Here is a 14,921-nt window from a genome sequence, read left to right as displayed (position 1 = left end):
CTTCTGCTCGGGCCGTCCGGGTGCGGCAAGTCCACCGTGCTGAGGATGATCGCCGGGCTGGAGGAGATCGACGAGGGGCAGCTGCTCCTCGACGGCGAGTACGCCAACCACCTCACCCCGTCCGAGCGGAACATCGCGATGGTCTTCCAGAACTTCGCCCTGTATCCGAACATGACCAGCCGGGACAACATGAGTTTCCCGCTGCGCATCGAGGCCCCCGGCGAGGATCCCGGCCCCCGGGTGGACGCCACCGCGCGCATGCTCGGCATCGAGGACCTCCTCGACCGCTTCCCCGGACAGCTGTCCGGGGTGAACGCCAGCGCGTGGCCATGGGGCGGGCCATCGCCCGCCACCACGGAATGCAGATCCCCCTCCTCGTCGACCTCGCCCATCTCTTCGTCTTCGACGACCGGGGCGAGCGCATCTCCCCGTCCCCCGCCCGGGTTCCGGACCTGGGAGAGTGAGCCCATGGCAGGACGTGCTGGCGCGCGAAAACTATCGCCGCTAGTTTGTGAGTCGTACGGCGGCCCATGAGCCATACGGCGGCCCACGAGCCGGACGAAACGCCCGCCGGGAGGAAGCAGCAATGAAGCCACACGACGGCCTCTACATCGACGGTGCCTGGCGCCCCGCCGCCGGCGGCGATCTGATCCAGGTCGTGAACCCGGCCGACGAGCAGGTCATCGGTCAGGTCCCGGCGGCCGGCGCCGAGGACGTGGACACCGCCGTACGGGCCGCCCGCGCCGCCCTCCCCGCCTGGGCCGCCACACCCCCCGCCGAGCGGGCGGCCCGGCTGACCGCGCTGCGGGACGTGCTCGTGGCCCGCCAGGAGGAGATCGCCGAGACGGTCACCGCGGAACTCGGCGCGCCGACGAAGCTCTCGCAGGTGGTGCACGCCGCTCTGCCGATCGCGGTCGCGGGCTCGTACGCCGAGCTGGCCGCCACCCACCCCTTCGAGGAGAAGGTCGGCAACTCCACCGTCCACCTCGAACCGATCGGCGTGGTCGGCGCGATCACCCCCTGGAACTACCCCCTGCACCAGATCGTCGCCAAGGCCGCCCCCGCGCTGGCCGCGGGCTGCACGATCGTGGTGAAGCCCGCGGAGGACACCCCGCTCACCGCCCAGCTCTTCGCGGAGGCCGTGCACGAGGCAGGGGTACCCGCCGGGGTCTTCAACCTGGTCACCGGTCTCGGTCCGGTCGCGGGCCAGGCCCTCGCCGAGCACCCGGACGTCGACCTGGTCTCCTTCACCGGCTCCACGGCCGTCGGCAGGAGGATCGGCGCGGTGGCCGGCGGCGCGCTGAAGAAGGTCGCCCTCGAACTCGGCGGCAAGTCCGCCAACGTGATCCTGCCGAGCGCCGACCTCGCCAAGGCCGTCAACGTCGGTGTGGCCAACGTGATGAGCAACTCCGGCCAGACGTGCAGCGCCTGGACCCGCATGCTGGTGCACGCCGACCAGTACGACGAGGCCGTGGAGCTGGCCCGGGCCGCCGCCGCCAAGTACGGAGACCGCATCGGCCCGGTCGTCAACGCGGGGCAGCGCGACCGCGTGCGCGGCTACATCGAGAAGGGCCTGGCCGAAGGGGCCCGCCTGGTGGCCGGCGGCCCCGACGCCCCGCGCGAACGCGGCTACTACGTCAGCCCCACCGTCTTCGCCGACGTCACCCCGGAGATGACCATCGCCCAGGAGGAGATCTTCGGCCCGGTCCTCACCGTCCTGAAATACGTGGACGAGGAGGACGCCCTGCGCATCGCCAACGGCACGGTGTACGGCCTCGCCGGTGCCGTCTGGGCGGGTGACGAGGCGGAGGCGGTGGCCTTCGCCCGCCGCATGGACACCGGCCAGGTCGACATCAACGGCGGCCGCTTCAACCCCCGCGCGCCCTTCGGCGGCTACAAGCAGTCCGGGGTCGGCCGGGAACTCGGCGTCCACGGACTCACCGAGTACCTCCAGACCAAGTCCCTCCAGTTCTAAGGGAGTCCGCGAGTCATGGCCGTACGAGCCGCAGTCCTGCCCGCCATCGGCGCACCCCTGGAGATCACCGGCGTCGAACTCCCGGATCCGGGCCCCGGGCAGGTCCGCGTCCGCCTCGCCGCCGCCGGCGTCTGCCACTCCGACCTGTCCCTGTCCGACGGCACGATGCGGGTGCCGGTCCCGGCGGTCCTCGGCCACGAGGGCGCGGGCACGGTGGTGGCCGTCGGGGAGGGCGTCACCCACGTCGTCCCCGGCGCACCCGTGGTCCTCAACTGGGCTCCCTCCTGCGGCCGTTGCCACGCCTGCACCTTGGGCGAGGTCTGGCTGTGCGCCAACGCCCTGAACGGCGCCGCCGACGTGTACGCACGTACCGTCGACGGCACCGACCTCCACCCCGGACTGAATGTCGCCGCCTTCGCCGAGGAGACGGTCGTCCGCGCGTCCTGCGTGCTCCCCCTCCCGGACGGCGTCCCGCTCACCGACGCGGCCCTCCTCGGCTGCGCCGTCCTCACCGGCTACGGCGCCGTCCACCACTCGGCGCGGGTCCAGCCGGGCGAGACCGTCGCGGTGTTCGGAGTGGGCGGCGTCGGCCTGGCCACCCTCCAGGCGGCCCGGATCGCCGGGGCCGCGCGGATCGTCGCCGTCGACGTCTCCCCCGGGAAGGAGGAGCTGGCCCGGGGCGCGGGCGCCACCGACTACGTCCTCGCCTCCGAGAACACCCCCCGGGAGATCCGCGCCCTCACCGGCAAGCAGGGCGTCGACGTCTCCGTGGAGTGCGTGGGCCGCGCGGTCAGCATCCGCGCCGCCTGGGAGTCCACCCGCCGTGGCGGCCGTACGACGGTGGTCGGCATCGGCGGCAAGGACGAGCAGGTCACCTTCAACGCACTGGAGATCTTCCACTGGGGCCGCACCCTGTCCGGCTGCGTCTACGGCAACTGCGACCCGGCCCGCGACCTGCCGGTGCTCGCCGAGCACGTACGGGCGGGCCGGCTGGACCTCGGCGCGCTGGTCACCGAGCGGATCGCCCTCGACGGCATCCCGGCCGCCTTCGAGAACATGCTCGCCGGCAAGGGCGGCCGGGCCCTGGTGGTCTTCTGACCGGTCAGGACACCCGCGCGGAGCGCGGCTCCGGCTCGGGGGCCGCGGCCCGGGCCGTCCGCGCCCGGGACCGGGACACCGCCACACCCGCCAGGCACAGCACCCCGCCCGCAAGCGTCAGCGAGCCCGGGACCTCACCGAGCGCCAGCCAGGACATCAGGACGACCAGCGCGGGCACCGCGTAGGTGGTCGCGCCCATACGGCTGGCGGTGGTACGGGCGAGGGCGTACGCCCAGGTCGTGAAGGCCAGTGCGGTCGGGAAGACGCCCAGGTAGACCATGTTGAGCGTGGCGGAGAGCGGGGCGTGGGCGGCGTCCCGGACCAACTGCCCGGCGAAGGGCAGGCAGCACACCGCGCCCACCAGACACCCGAAGGTCGTCACCTGCAGGGCGCTCGCCGCACCCAGCGCCGGCTTCTGCGCCACCACCCCGGCGGCGTACGTCATCGCGGCGAGCAGGCACAGCGCCACTCCGAGCACCGAGGAACCGCCGCCCCCGGACATCGACAACCCCACGGTCACGGCACCGGCGAAGGACACCGCCATGCCCGCCAGCAGCCGCGGCGGCATCGGGTCCCCCAGCAGCCGGGAGCCGAGCAGCGCGATGAGCAGGGGGCCGATGTTCACCACCAGGGCGGCCGTACCGGCGTCGACCCGCTGTTCGCCCCAGTTGAGCACCACCATGTAGACGCCGAACCACAGCAGCCCGGATATCGCGATGCCGCGCCAGGCGGGCCTCGGCGGAACCCCCTCCCGCCGGACGAGGCAGATCAGCCCGAGCACCAGCGCTGCGGACAGCAGCCGTCCGAGCGCCAGCGCGCCCGGCGAGTACGCCGCGCCCGCGCTGCGGATGGACACGAACGCGGAGGCCCAGCACACGACGGTGACGACGGCCGCACCGGCGGCGAGCACCCCGGGGCGGCGGCGGGTGGTCGGGGAAGGGGCGGGGTTCATCATGCTCCTCAGGCTAGGGACGGGCGGGGCGGAGGACCGGCGGAAAACGGACGGGGGCGGGCTCGCTCGGGCCGGGGGTGTGTGCACCTGCCAGGGGCGCGGGGAACCGCGCGGCCGGCCCCCGCGCACCCGCGCCCGGGACGGTGCACGGCCGCGCTCCCGGCATGGTCAGCACAGTGCCGCCGCCGGGATGCCGAGCAGCGCGCTGAGCGCGTGCTCGCCCCGGGCCGTCAGCTTCACCGCCCGCTCGGAGCCGATGCGCACGCACCAGCCCGCCTCCAGGGCGTGCCGGCACAGGGCCGCGCCTGCGACCCCCGCGAGGTGAGGGCGGCGCTCCGTCCAGTCGAGGCAGGCCCGGGCGAGCGGCCGGCGCCCCGCGCGCTCCAGGGCGATACCGGCCGAACCGAACCAGGCCAGCCCGGCGTCCGTCAGCGCGAACCCCATGTCCTGGCGGAGCAGCCCGCGCTCGGTCAGCGCGTCCGTGACCGTGATGCCGAGCCGCCCGGCGAGGTGGTCGTAGCAGGTGCGGCCACGGGCCATCGCGGACCCGGCGCTCGACTCGCGCAGGGTGCGCGGGCGCCGGGCCGCGGCGGGCGTGACCTGGGCGGTGAGGTCCTCCACCAGCTGGGCCACCCGCGCGTCGGCCAGCCGGACGTACCGGTGCCGGCCCTGTCGTTCCTCGAAGAGCAGCCCGCCCGCGACGAGCTTGCCCAGGTGCTCGCTCACCGTGGAGGCGGCGACCCCCGCGTGCCGGGCCAGCTCACCCGCCGTCCAGGCCCGCCCGTCCAGCAGCGCGAGCAGACACGCGGCCCGCGTCTCGTCCGCGATCAGCCCGGCGAGGCCGGCGAGCCCCGCCGCCTGGGGGTCCTTGGTGGTCATGCCCTCCAGCATGGGGTACGGACGGTTCGGTGGCCGCCGAAGTGTCCGTGCGGTCCGCTACCCGGCCCGGCCGAGCCGCTCGTACTGCCGCACCAGCCCGTCCAGCAGCGCCGTGAGGCCCGTCTCGAAGGCCCGCTCGTCGATCTTCTCCGGCTGGTCGGCGAGGAGGTGGGCCTGGCCGAGGTGGGGGTAGTCGGCGGGGTCGTACGCGCTCTCGTCGTCGACGAAACCCCCGGCGAAGGAGCCGAGCGCGGAGCCCATGATGAAGTACCGCATCAGCGCGCCGATCGAGGTGGCCTGGGCCGGCGGCCAGCCCGCCTCGACCATCGCGCCGTAGACGGCGTCGGCGAGGCGCAGCGCGGCCGGGCGGCGGCCGGGGCCGCGGGCCAGCACCGGGACGATGTTGGGGTGGTCGCGCAGGGCCGCCCGGTAGGAGACGGCCCAGTCGTGCAGGGCGGTCCGCCAGTCCCTGCCGTCCTCGAACATCGTCAGGTCGACCTGCGCGCTCACCGAGTCGGCGACCGCCTCCAGGATCTCGTCCTTCGTGCGGAAGTGGTTGTACAGCGAGGGTCCGCTCACGCCCAGTTCGGCCGCGAGCCGGCGGGTGGAGACGGCCGCGAGCCCCTCGGCGTCCACCAGTTCCCGTGCCGTCGTGACGATCCGGTCGGTGCTGAGGAGGGGCTTGCGCGGTCGGGCCATGGCGCACATAGTAGGGCTGTGACCAGAAACTAGCAGTGCTAATTTAAATGTACGGCTTTCAAGATCCGTCGATTGTGGGGTGGCCTCGTCGTGAACCTGGAGCTCAGTGAGGAGCAGGGCGCCGTCCGGCAGCTGGCCCGGGACTTCGTGGAGCGTGACATCGCCCCCCACGTCGTCGCCTGGGACCGGGCCGAGGAGGTCGACCGGGGCATCGTGAAGAAGCTCGGCGAGGTCGGCTTCCTGGGGCTGACCATCGACGAGGAGTACGGCGGCTCGGGCGGCGACCACCTGGAGTACTGCCTGGTCACGGAGGAGCTGGGCCGCGGCGACTCGTCCGTGCGCGGCATCGTCTCCGTCTCGCTCGGCCTGGTCGCCAAGTCGATCGCCGTCTGGGGGAGCGAGGAGCAGAAGCGGCGCTGGCTGCCGGGACTCACCTCCGGTGAGCACGTCGGCTGCTTCGGCCTGACCGAACCGGGCACCGGGTCCGACGCGGGCAACCTCACCACCCGTGCGGTCCGTGACGGCGACGACTATGTCGTGAGCGGCACCAAGATGTTCATCACCAACGGCACCTGGGCCGATGTCGTGCTGCTCTTCGCCCGCTCCACGGACGCCCCCGGTCACAAGGGTGTCTCCGCCTTCCTCGTGCCCGCGGACACCCCCGGACTGACCCGCCGCGCCGTCCACGGCAAGCTCGGCCTGCGCGGGCAGGCGACCGCCGAGCTGGTCCTGGAGGACGTGCGGGTGCCCGCCTCGGCGATGCTGGGCGAGGAGGGGAGGGGTTTCTCCGTCGCCATGTCCGCCCTCGCCAAGGGCCGGATGTCGGTCGCGGCGGGCTGTGTGGGCATCGCCCAGGCGGCGCTGGACGCGGCGGTCCGCTACGCCGGGGAGCGCGAGCAGTTCGGCAGGAGCATCGCCCACCACCAGCTCGTGCAGGAGCTGATCAGCGACATCGCCGTCGACGTGGACGCGGCCCGGCTGCTGACCTGGCGGGTCGCCGACCTCGTGGACCGCGGCCTGCCCTTCGCCGTGGAGTCCTCCAAGGCCAAACTCTTCGCCTCGGAGGCGGCCGTCCGCGCCGCCAACAACGCCCTGCAGGTCTTCGGCGGCTACGGCTACATCGACGAGTACCCGGCGGGCAAACTGCTGCGAGACGCCCGGGTGATGACCCTCTACGAGGGCACCAGCCAGATACAGAAGCTGCTCATCGGGCGCGCGCTGACCGGGGTCTCGGCGTTCTGAGGCCGTGTCTTCGAGCACGTGTCTTCGAGCACGTGTCGTTGAGTACGTGTCGTTGAGTACGCGTCTGAGTACGCGGACGGATGTGGCGCGGGCCACCCCCGCCGAAGCTTGTCCCCATGAGCGACACACCGGTCAAGCAGCAGAGTACGGCCGCCTTCTACGGCCAGGCCGTCGCGTCCTTCGCCATCGCCATGGCGGCGACCGCCATCGGCATCTTCCGGCTGAACGCCGACGCCTGGGTGCGCGGCTTCCTCGGGATCGCCGTCCTCTACCTCGTCACCTCTGCCTTCACCCTCGCCAAGGTGATCCGGGACCGCCAGGAGGCCGGGCAGATCGTGAGCCGGGTCGACCAGGCCCGGCTGGACAGGCTGCTCGCCGAGCACGACCCCTTCGAGAAGCTCTGAGCGGACCGCGACGGCCCCGGGAAAGCTGTGACCGGGCACGCTAAGCGCTCGCTCAGCTTCGGCGGTATGGTAGAGCTCCGGTACCGAGAGGGGCGAGTGAACGATGAGTACGGCGGAGGAGACGGCCGGCGGCGAGGTCGAGCCGTGGGAAGAGGTCACCCCTGACGCGGCCCGGCGACTGCTCGTCGCCGCCGTGGAGGCCTTCGCCGAGCGCGGCTACCACGCGACGACGACCCGCGACATCGCGGGCCGCGCGGGTATGAGCCCGGCCGCGCTCTACATCCACTACAAGACGAAGGAGGAGCTCCTCCACCGGATCAGCCGGATCGGCCACGACAAGGCCCTGGACATCCTGCGCACGGCGGCCCGGGGCGAGGGCGGCGCCACGGAGCGGCTCGCCGACGCGGTCAGCTCCTTCGTCCGCTGGCACGCCGGGCGGCGGACGACCGCCCGGGTGGTGCAGTACGAACTGGACGCGCTCGGGCCGGACGCCCGGGCCGAGATCCTCGCGCTGCGCCGGCAGGTCGACGCGGAGGTGCGCGGGATCGTCGAGGACGGCGTCGCGTCCGGCGAGTTCCAGGTGCTCGACGTGCACGGCACCACCCTCGCGGTGCTGTCCCTGTGCATCGACGTCGCCCGCTGGTTCAACGTGAACGGCCCGCGCACACCCGAGGAGGTCGGCGCCCTGTATGCCGACCTCGTCCTGCGGATGGTCGGCGCGAAGCAGGTCCCGGACGCGGCCCAGGAAGACACCCCCTAGAGGTAGTAACGGGACACCGACTCCGCGACGCAGACCGGCTTGTCGCCGCCCTCGCGCTCCACCGTGAAGGCGACGGTGACCTGGACGCCGCCCGTGACGTCCTCGACACCGGTGATCGTGGCGGTCGCGCGCAGGCGGGAGCCGACCGGGACGGGAGCGGGGAAGCGGACCTTGTTCGTCCCGTAGTTGACACCCATCTTCACCCCCTCCACCTTGATCAGCTGCGGGCCGAAGAGCGGCAGCAGCGACAGGGTCAGGTATCCGTGCGCAATGGTCGTCCCGAACGGGCCCGCGGCGGCCTTCTCCGGATCGACGTGGATCCACTGGTGGTCGCCGGTGGCCTCCGCGAAGAGGTCGATCCGCTTCTGGTCGACCTCGAGCCAGTCGGTGTGGCCGAGCTGCTCGCCCACGGCCGCCTTCAGCTCGTCGGGGGAGGTGAAGATCCTCGGTTCTGCCATGTCCAGGCCTCTCACGTCACGGAGTCGCGGTTCCCTAAGCGACTGCTTAGCATGGTCGCTGGCGGAACCGATGTCAACGACAGGGGAGCGGGCCGGGGTGGGTAGGCTCTCAGGAGTGCCCAAGATCCCTGAGAAGATCCACGAGCTGACCGTCGGACAGGTGTCCGCGCGCAGTGGCGCCGCCGTCTCCGCCCTGCACTACTACGAGTCCAAGGGCCTCATCCGCAGCCACCGCACGTCGGGCAACCAGCGCCGCTACACCCGCGACACCCTGCGCCGCGTCGCCTTCGTCCGCGCCGCGCAGCGCGTCGGCATCCCGCTGGCCACCATCCGCGAGGCCCTCGCCGAACTCCCCGAGGAACGCACCCCCACCCGCGAGGACTGGGCGCGCCTCTCCGAGACCTGGCGCTCCGAACTGGACGAGCGCATCCGCCGGCTGAACCGGCTGCGGGACCACCTCACGGACTGCATCGGCTGCGGATGTCTGTCACTGGACACCTGCGTACTGTCCAACCCGGACGACCAGTACGGTGAACGGCGCGTGGGTTCCAGCCTGCTGGCCGAGCCGCCCCGGCGCTGACGCGGCCGGACGGCCTCAGCCCCGACTCCCCGAGGGGATCCGCAGTGCCGCGGTCACCAACTCGGCGTTGTCCGAGGCCCGTCGACCGTCGGGCAGCACCAGTGTGTCCTCCAGCCCGATACGTGTCGCCAGCCCCAGCCGTCTCGCCAGCCGAAGCACCGGCCACGCCCCGCCCTCCTCGCCGTGCAGCAGCACCGGGCGGTCGTGGGCCTCGCCCAGGCCGGACAGCAGGGAACGCGCCGACGCCTCGGCGGTGTCCGGGGCCGGGTCCGTCACCTCGGCCAGTACCCGCAGCACCTTCGGGCCGAGCGGTGACACCGCGAACCGGGCCGCGCCGTCCGTCCCGGACCAGATGCCCGCCTCGACACCGATCCCCATGTCGATCAGCTGTGCCGCGATCTCCTCCGCGCCCGGCTCGTGCCAGTTGACCGAGGCGAAGTCGGGCGGCACCGACCAGCCGCGCACCCGCGCGAGCCGCTCCGCCGGCTCCGGCGCGGCCCATGCTCCCGTGGTCACTCCGACCGGCACCGGCACACGCGCCCGTATCGCCTCGAGCGTCGCCGCGACCACGCGCGGGGACAGACTGTCCTGCCCGCATGGCGTCTTGGGGTGGACGTGCACCTCCGTGGCCCCGGCCGCTACGGCCTCGGCCGCGGCCTCCGCCATCGCCTCCGGCGACAAGGGCACGCCCGCGCCGTCGGCGCCCCCTCGGGGTCCGTTGAGACATACCTGCACCATGCCTCCATGGTGCGGCACGCCACTGACAACCACCCCACCGTACAAGGGGGGTACGGCATCCCCTGCGCACCCCCGCTCGGTCAGGCCGACATCAGCAACCGCCCGCGCCTGGTGTACGCCAGGGCCTCGGGTGTGAGCACGGGGCGGGGCACGAGGATCCCGCAGTCCGTGCAGACGGGACCCGACGACGGTTCGTGGTCCAGGTCGTACTTCCAGAGGAGGCGCTCCCCGTCGCACACCGGGCAGCACGAGCCCGGTTCGCGCTCCAGGGCGGCGATCAGCCGTCGCAGCACCTCCGCGAGGGGTTCATCGGGGTGGACACGGGGGTCGTCGCACCAGGCGACACCGAAGCCGCCCCAGGTCAGCCGGTGCCAGTCGTCCACGCTGCCCGGCCGGCGCAACCCGTCGTACTTCTCCTTCTTCCGGCGCTCGGCGAACTCGACCTCGTAGGCGAGCCAGACCGCCCGTGCCTCCTCCAGCTCCTCCAACGCGGCCACGAGCCGCGCCGGATCGGGGGAGCGGTCCTCGGGGCCGAACCCGGACCGGGAGCACAGATGGTCCCAGGTCGCCCGGTGACCGTAGGGAGCGAACCGCTCCAGGCACTTGCGCAGCGAGTAGCGCCGCAGTGCCAGATCGCACCGCGGGTCCCGCACCTGTCTCGCCAGACTCCGGAAACCGGCCATCGCCCTGCACCTCCGTCACATCTGCACCTGCACTTCGGTCACTTCGGCGTCGTCATACGGAGTCCTCGTACCGACGTCGACGAGTAGACGTATCGACTCCCGATCCGGCTCCATACGTTTTCCGATGCCCTCCCATAAGGCGTCCCGGGTTGACCTCTCCAGGAGAAACCCGAAGGTGACTCCAAAAAGTGACGCATGTTCATCTTCACTCTCGGGGATACCGGCGGTAACGTCTGCGCACCCCCACTCCCCAGGAGCTGCCATGGCCCGGCGCGTCCCACGCCCGACACTCGACAGACTGAGAACTCCCCGCAGGTTCAACGGGTTCCTGAAGTCGGCCTCCATATGCGTCCTCATCGCCGGTCTTCTGTCCCCGCTGACCCAGGTGACCGCCAGCGCGGCCACGGCCTCCAACGACTACTGCGGCGGTCAGTGTTCCGACATCCTGCCGCCCGGCGAGAACGGCAACGCCACCCTCGCCCAGGTCCTGCTCAACCAGGCGTTCGGCACCCAGCCGGGTCACGCTGAGGACCAGCTGGGCCCTTACGCCAACCTGGCCTCCGGTTACCCGGCTCTCACCGACTCCACCATCAATACGTTCTTCAACGACGCTTCGTTCGGCGTGCCCTCCGACCAGGTCGCCTCCACCGAGAAGCCGGCCGGCCGCGGCGACGTGACGATCGTCCGCGACAAGAAGACCGGTGTGCCGCACATCACCGGCACCACCAGGTACGGCACCGAGTTCGGCGCCGGGTACGCCGCCGCCGAGGACCGGCTGTGGCTCATGGACGTCTTCCGGCACGTCGGCCGCGGCCAGTTGACCACCTTCGCGGGCGGCGCCGCCGCCAACCAGGGCCTGGAGCAGGAGTTCTACCGCAACGCGCCCTACACCGAGGCCGACCTGCAGGCCCAGATCGACAACGCCGTCGCGAAGAACGGCGCCCGCGGACAGCAGGCCCTCGCCGACGCGGGCGCCTACCTCGCCGGCATCAACTCCTACATCGACGCCTCCGACAGCGGCCGCTACTTCCCCGGCGAGTACGTCCTGACCGGTCACAAGGACTCGATCACCAACGCCGGCACGATCGACCACTTCAAGATCACCGACCTGGTGGCGCTGGCCTCGGTCGTCGGCTCGCTGTTCGGATCGGGCGGCGGCGGCGAGGTCGACAACGCCCTGTCCCTGATCGCCGCCCAGTCCAAGTACGGCGTGGCGGAGGGCACCAAGGTCTGGGAGTCGTTCCGTGAGCGCAACGACCCCGAGGCCGTCCTCACCGTCCACAACGGCGAGAGCTTCCCGTACGCGGCCAAGCCGGACGACGCCCAGGGCGAGGCCCTGCCCGACGCCGGCTCGGTGACCCAGGAACCGCTGGTCTACGACCGGACCGGCAGCGCGGCCACCTCCAGCGCCACCAGCGCCTCGGCCACGGCGGCGAAGACGACGCTGAGCTCCGCCAAGCGCGGCATGTCCAACGCCCTGGTGGTCAGCGGCAAGTACACCAAGAGCGGCCACCCCATCGCCGTGTTCGGCCCGCAGACCGGCTACTTCGCCCCGCAGCTCCTCATGCTCCAGGAGATCCAGGGCCCGGGCATCAGCGCCCGCGGCGCCTCCTTCGCGGGCTTGAGCATGTACGTCGAGCTCGGCCGCGGCCAGGACTACTCCTGGAGCGCGACGACCTCCGGCCAGGACATCATCGACACCTACGCGGTCGAGCTCTGCCAGGACGACTACCACTACCTGTACCACGGCACCTGCACGGCCATGGACAAGGTGGAGCAGGCGAACGCCTGGAAGCCGACGACCGCCGACGGCACCGCGGCGGGCTCCTACACGATGCGGGTGTGGCGCACCAAGTACGGGCCGGTGCAGTACCGGGCCACGGTCGGCGGAAAGAAGGTCGCCTACACCACCCTGCGCTCCTCCTACCTGCACGAGGCCGACTCGATCATCGGCTTCCAGATGCTGAACGACCCCGACTTCGTCAAGGGCCCGGCGGACTTCCAGAGCGCGGCCCAGCACATCAACTACACCTTCAACTGGTTCTACGCCGACTCCCAGCACACCGCGTACTACAACAGCGGCGACAACCCGGTGCGGGCGAGCGGCGTCGACGCCGAGTTCCCGGTGTGGGGACAGGCGGCGTACGAGTGGAAGAACTGGGACCCGACGACCAACACGGCCTCCTACACCCCGGCTTCCGCCCACCCCAACTCGATCGACCAGGACTACTACGTCTCCTGGAACAACAAGCAGGCCAAGGACTACGCCGCCGCCCCCTGGGGTGAAGGGTCCGTACACCGCGGCAACCTGCTCGAGGACCGGGTGAAGAAGCTGGTCGCGGCCGGCGGGGTGACCCGCAGCGCGCTGGTGAAGGCGATGGCGGACGCCGCACTCGCCGACCTGCGGGCCGAGGACGTGCTGCCGAAGCTGCTCAAGGTCATCAACAGCAGCACGGTCACGGACTCCACGGCCGCGGCGGCCGTCGGCAAGCTCCAGGCCTGGATGACCGCGGGCGCCAAGCGCACCGAGACCTCGGCGGGGTCGAAGACCTACGCCAACGCCGACGCGATCCGGATCCTGGACGCCTGGTGGCCGCTGCTGGCGAAGGCGGAGTTCGAACCCGGCTTCGGCAGCGACCTGTACACCGCGTTCGGCAACAACCTGCCCGTCGACGAGGCCCCGTCCGCCGGACACGGCCCGACCGGCTCGCACGCCGGAAGCTCCTTCCAGTACGGCTGGTGGAGCTATGTCGACAAGGACATCCGGGCGGTGCTCGGTGAGTCCGTGCAGGGCGGCCTCGCGCAGAAGTACTGCGGCGGCGGCGACCTCGGGTCCTGCCGGGACATCCTGATCAGCACCCTGAAGGAGGCGGCAGGCAAGACCGCGGCCCAGGTCTACCCCGGCGACGACCAGTGCTCGGCGGGCGACCAGTGGTGTGCCGACTCCATCGTCCAGCGCACCCTGGGCGGCATCAAGCACGGCAAGATCAGCTGGCAGAACCGCCCGACCTTCCAGCAGGTCGTGGAGTACACCTCCCACCGGTGACGCCGGAGTGCCGGCGGCGGGGTCAGGCGATGCGCCCCGCCGCCAGCACCACCCGGGCCAGCTCCGGGTGCACGATGTCGCTGTGCGCGCCGGCCGGCGGCCCGCCGCGGCACACCACCGCCGCCGCGTCGACGTTCACGCACCCCGAGCCGGGCAGCGGCCCGGCCAGCGCCTCGGCCAGGGTCAGCGCCCGTGTTCCCGGCACCGCCTGCACGCCGTCATGCCCCATCGCACCCCACTTGGGGCCGAGCACCCGCCCGATGTCGAAGCACGCCACCGATTGCGCGTCGTCCGCCATGCGCGAGGCCAGCGGGTAGAAGGTGCCGAGCGCCCCGTCGTAGTGGGAGTAGCAGCACACCAGCGGTCCGTCGATGCGCCCCTGCAGGTTCCGCAGCGCCCCGCCGGCCTGCGGGTCGTGCGGCAGTTCGACCGCGAAGGCGTAGTGCGAGAAGGCTCCCTGGAGCAGTGTCACGGACTTCACCGCGCTCACCCCGTCGGGCAGCCCGCGCAGTGCGAAGGACACCAGACGGCCGCCGAAACTGTGCCCCACCAGGTGCACCCGCACCCCGGGCGCCGCACCGGCCAGCCGCCCGATCACCGGACCCAGCCCGTGCTCCCCGACGGTCCCGGCCCGTCGCTTCATCGCGTAGTACGTCGCCTGGCGCAGCAGTTCCCGCGCGCCGTCCCACGGATTGGGCAGCGAGAACCCCTCCGTCCCGCCCGGGGAGTCGAGCCCCGCCAGCGCCTGCGCGAACTCCTCGCACGCCGCCGCCGTGTCCCCGCAGAGCATGCCGGGTTCGCCGTCCGCCGCCGTGTCCGTCGCGCACCGCGACTGCGGGCAGTCCGGGGCCACCTCGACCAGGAGCCGCACCAGCCGCCCGAACTCCTCCAGCGCGGCCTCCCCGGGGGGCTGCCGGTCCAGCAGCGCGGCGATCCGGTCGATCACCGTGGTCCGGTCGGGGAAGGTGCGCAGCAGTGCCTGCCGGGTGTCCTTGTCGAGGGCCGGGCGCGGTGCCGCCTCGGCCTCGGTGGCCGCCACGGACTTGGGGAAGTCGGGGATCGGCTCGTCCGAGAACCGCATCGAGGGCCACACCACGCCCACGTACCCGATCCGGGCCTTCGGGGCGAGCCGCGGGATCGGTGCGAAGAAGCGGTGGTAGAGCGCGGTCGCGCCCGAACGGTCGTTGTTCCAGCCGTGCGAGAAGACGATCAGGTCGCGGACGCCGTGGCTCCCGGCCTCCGCGAGCAGCCGGTCCCGTTCGGGGCCGTCCACATCCCCGTCGGCGTCGAAGGTCAGCTCCCAGTAGGGAGTCACGGTCGTCCCAGGATCCGCCATGGCAGGCCCCCTCGTCCCCCGAAGTGGTGCGATGTGGGCGCATCGTCCTACCGGAGGACAGAATTGGCCAT

Annotated in this window: 14 protein-coding genes and 1 pseudogene; 8 read left to right on the top strand and 7 right to left on the bottom strand. The window is 72.0% G+C overall.

Annotated features, from left to right (window positions below):
* From ACFY0F_RS18890 to ACFY0F_RS18880, 3 genes and pseudogenes are all read left to right on the top strand, one after another.
* Nucleotides 1-353: pseudogene (locus ACFY0F_RS18890) on the top strand (ATP-binding cassette domain-containing protein); the annotation flags it as partial.
* 233 nt (nucleotides 354-586) lie between these two features.
* On the top strand, nucleotides 587-1,975 hold the full coding sequence (locus ACFY0F_RS18885) for an aldehyde dehydrogenase family protein (protein ID WP_388794987.1): 1,389 nt from the start codon (nucleotides 587-589) through the stop codon (nucleotides 1,973-1,975).
* A gap of 15 nt (nucleotides 1,976-1,990) precedes the next feature.
* Nucleotides 1,991-3,073 (top strand): zinc-binding dehydrogenase, encoded by a 1,083-nt coding sequence (locus ACFY0F_RS18880; protein ID WP_388794984.1) that lies wholly within the window; start codon nucleotides 1,991-1,993, stop codon nucleotides 3,071-3,073.
* A 4-nt stretch (nucleotides 3,074-3,077) separates the two neighbouring features.
* Here ACFY0F_RS18880 and ACFY0F_RS18875 read toward each other — a convergent pair whose 3' ends face one another.
* From ACFY0F_RS18875 to ACFY0F_RS18865, 3 genes are all read right to left on the bottom strand, one after another.
* Nucleotides 3,078-4,028 (bottom strand): DMT family transporter, encoded by a 951-nt coding sequence (locus tag ACFY0F_RS18875; protein ID WP_388794981.1) that lies wholly within the window; start codon nucleotides 4,026-4,028, stop codon nucleotides 3,078-3,080.
* A gap of 165 nt (nucleotides 4,029-4,193) precedes the next feature.
* Complete coding sequence (locus tag ACFY0F_RS18870; RefSeq protein ID WP_388794978.1) at nucleotides 4,194-4,904, bottom strand: ArsR/SmtB family transcription factor; 711 nt, start codon at nucleotides 4,902-4,904, stop codon at nucleotides 4,194-4,196.
* Nucleotides 4,905-4,961: 57 nt separating this feature from the next.
* Nucleotides 4,962-5,603 (bottom strand): TetR/AcrR family transcriptional regulator, encoded by a 642-nt coding sequence (locus tag ACFY0F_RS18865; RefSeq protein WP_388794975.1) that lies wholly within the window; start codon nucleotides 5,601-5,603, stop codon nucleotides 4,962-4,964.
* Nucleotides 5,604-5,693: 90 nt separating this feature from the next.
* On the opposite strand from ACFY0F_RS18865, the gene ACFY0F_RS18860 reads away from it, so the two are divergent.
* From ACFY0F_RS18860 to ACFY0F_RS18850, 3 genes are all read left to right on the top strand, one after another.
* The gene (locus ACFY0F_RS18860) at nucleotides 5,694-6,845 is read left to right on the top strand and encodes an acyl-CoA dehydrogenase family protein (RefSeq protein ID WP_388794972.1); all 1,152 of its coding nucleotides are present in this window, start codon (nucleotides 5,694-5,696) and stop codon (nucleotides 6,843-6,845) included.
* Nucleotides 6,846-6,961: 116 nt separating this feature from the next.
* Nucleotides 6,962-7,249, top strand: coding sequence for a YiaA/YiaB family inner membrane protein (locus ACFY0F_RS18855; RefSeq protein WP_388794969.1), 288 nt, complete (start codon nucleotides 6,962-6,964; stop codon nucleotides 7,247-7,249).
* Between the two features lie 103 nt (nucleotides 7,250-7,352).
* Nucleotides 7,353-8,009 (top strand): TetR/AcrR family transcriptional regulator, encoded by a 657-nt coding sequence (locus ACFY0F_RS18850; RefSeq protein ID WP_388794966.1) that lies wholly within the window; start codon nucleotides 7,353-7,355, stop codon nucleotides 8,007-8,009.
* On the opposite strand, the gene ACFY0F_RS18845 is transcribed toward ACFY0F_RS18850, so the two are convergent.
* Nucleotides 8,006-8,467, bottom strand: a complete 462-nt coding sequence (locus ACFY0F_RS18845) for a MaoC family dehydratase (RefSeq protein ID WP_388794964.1) — start codon at nucleotides 8,465-8,467, stop codon at nucleotides 8,006-8,008. The genes ACFY0F_RS18850 and ACFY0F_RS18845 overlap by 4 nt on opposite strands.
* Before the next feature lie 115 nt (nucleotides 8,468-8,582).
* On the opposite strand from ACFY0F_RS18845, the gene soxR reads away from it, so the two are divergent.
* On the top strand, nucleotides 8,583-9,047 hold the full coding sequence (gene soxR, locus ACFY0F_RS18840; RefSeq protein WP_388794961.1) for a redox-sensitive transcriptional activator SoxR: 465 nt from the start codon (nucleotides 8,583-8,585) through the stop codon (nucleotides 9,045-9,047).
* 15 nt (nucleotides 9,048-9,062) lie between these two features.
* Here soxR and ACFY0F_RS18835 read toward each other — a convergent pair whose 3' ends face one another.
* Both ACFY0F_RS18835 and ACFY0F_RS18830 read right to left on the bottom strand, forming a co-directional pair.
* Nucleotides 9,063-9,785: a 3-keto-5-aminohexanoate cleavage protein gene (locus ACFY0F_RS18835; RefSeq protein ID WP_388794958.1), complete on the bottom strand. Its 723-nt coding sequence runs from the start codon at nucleotides 9,783-9,785 to the stop codon at nucleotides 9,063-9,065.
* Between the two features lie 80 nt (nucleotides 9,786-9,865).
* Nucleotides 9,866-10,468: a hypothetical protein gene (locus tag ACFY0F_RS18830; protein ID WP_388794955.1), complete on the bottom strand. Its 603-nt coding sequence runs from the start codon at nucleotides 10,466-10,468 to the stop codon at nucleotides 9,866-9,868.
* A gap of 262 nt (nucleotides 10,469-10,730) precedes the next feature.
* Between ACFY0F_RS18830 and ACFY0F_RS18825 the strand changes: the two genes are divergently transcribed.
* The gene (locus tag ACFY0F_RS18825; RefSeq protein WP_388794952.1) at nucleotides 10,731-13,514 is read left to right on the top strand and encodes a penicillin acylase family protein; all 2,784 of its coding nucleotides are present in this window, start codon (nucleotides 10,731-10,733) and stop codon (nucleotides 13,512-13,514) included.
* Nucleotides 13,515-13,536: 22 nt separating this feature from the next.
* Here the strand turns inward: ACFY0F_RS18825 and ACFY0F_RS18820 are convergent, their stop codons facing one another.
* The gene (locus tag ACFY0F_RS18820) at nucleotides 13,537-14,850 is read right to left on the bottom strand and encodes a serine-threonine protein kinase (protein ID WP_388794949.1); all 1,314 of its coding nucleotides are present in this window, start codon (nucleotides 14,848-14,850) and stop codon (nucleotides 13,537-13,539) included.
* Nucleotides 14,851-14,921: the final 71 nt, after the last annotated feature.

The organism is Streptomyces sp. NPDC001544 (genome assembly GCF_042894285.1).
Taxonomy (GTDB): Bacteria; Actinomycetota; Actinomycetes; order Streptomycetales; family Streptomycetaceae; genus Streptomyces.
This window is presented reverse-complemented; position numbering and strand designations above follow the sequence as displayed.

Excerpts from the sequence above, each read along its gene's own strand:
- ACFY0F_RS18885 (WP_388794987.1), top strand. The coding sequence starts at position 587 with ATGAAGCCACACGACGGCCTCTACATCGACGGTGCCTGGCGCCCCGCC.
- ACFY0F_RS18880 (WP_388794984.1), top strand. The coding sequence starts at position 1,991 with ATGGCCGTACGAGCCGCAGTCCTGCCCGCCATCGGCGCACCCCTGGAG.
- ACFY0F_RS18875 (WP_388794981.1), bottom strand. The coding sequence starts at position 4,028 with ATGATGAACCCCGCCCCTTCCCCGACCACCCGCCGCCGCCCCGGGGTG.
- ACFY0F_RS18870 (WP_388794978.1), bottom strand. The coding sequence starts at position 4,904 with ATGACCACCAAGGACCCCCAGGCGGCGGGGCTCGCCGGCCTCGCCGGG.
- ACFY0F_RS18865 (WP_388794975.1), bottom strand. The coding sequence starts at position 5,603 with ATGGCCCGACCGCGCAAGCCCCTCCTCAGCACCGACCGGATCGTCACG.
- ACFY0F_RS18855 (WP_388794969.1), top strand. The coding sequence starts at position 6,962 with ATGAGCGACACACCGGTCAAGCAGCAGAGTACGGCCGCCTTCTACGGC.
- ACFY0F_RS18850 (WP_388794966.1), top strand. The coding sequence starts at position 7,353 with ATGAGTACGGCGGAGGAGACGGCCGGCGGCGAGGTCGAGCCGTGGGAA.
- ACFY0F_RS18845 (WP_388794964.1), bottom strand. The coding sequence starts at position 8,467 with ATGGCAGAACCGAGGATCTTCACCTCCCCCGACGAGCTGAAGGCGGCC.
- ACFY0F_RS18835 (WP_388794958.1), bottom strand. The coding sequence starts at position 9,785 with ATGGTGCAGGTATGTCTCAACGGACCCCGAGGGGGCGCCGACGGCGCG.
- ACFY0F_RS18830 (WP_388794955.1), bottom strand. The coding sequence starts at position 10,468 with ATGGCCGGTTTCCGGAGTCTGGCGAGACAGGTGCGGGACCCGCGGTGC.
- ACFY0F_RS18825 (WP_388794952.1), top strand. The coding sequence starts at position 10,731 with ATGGCCCGGCGCGTCCCACGCCCGACACTCGACAGACTGAGAACTCCC.
- ACFY0F_RS18820 (WP_388794949.1), bottom strand. The coding sequence starts at position 14,850 with ATGGCGGATCCTGGGACGACCGTGACTCCCTACTGGGAGCTGACCTTC.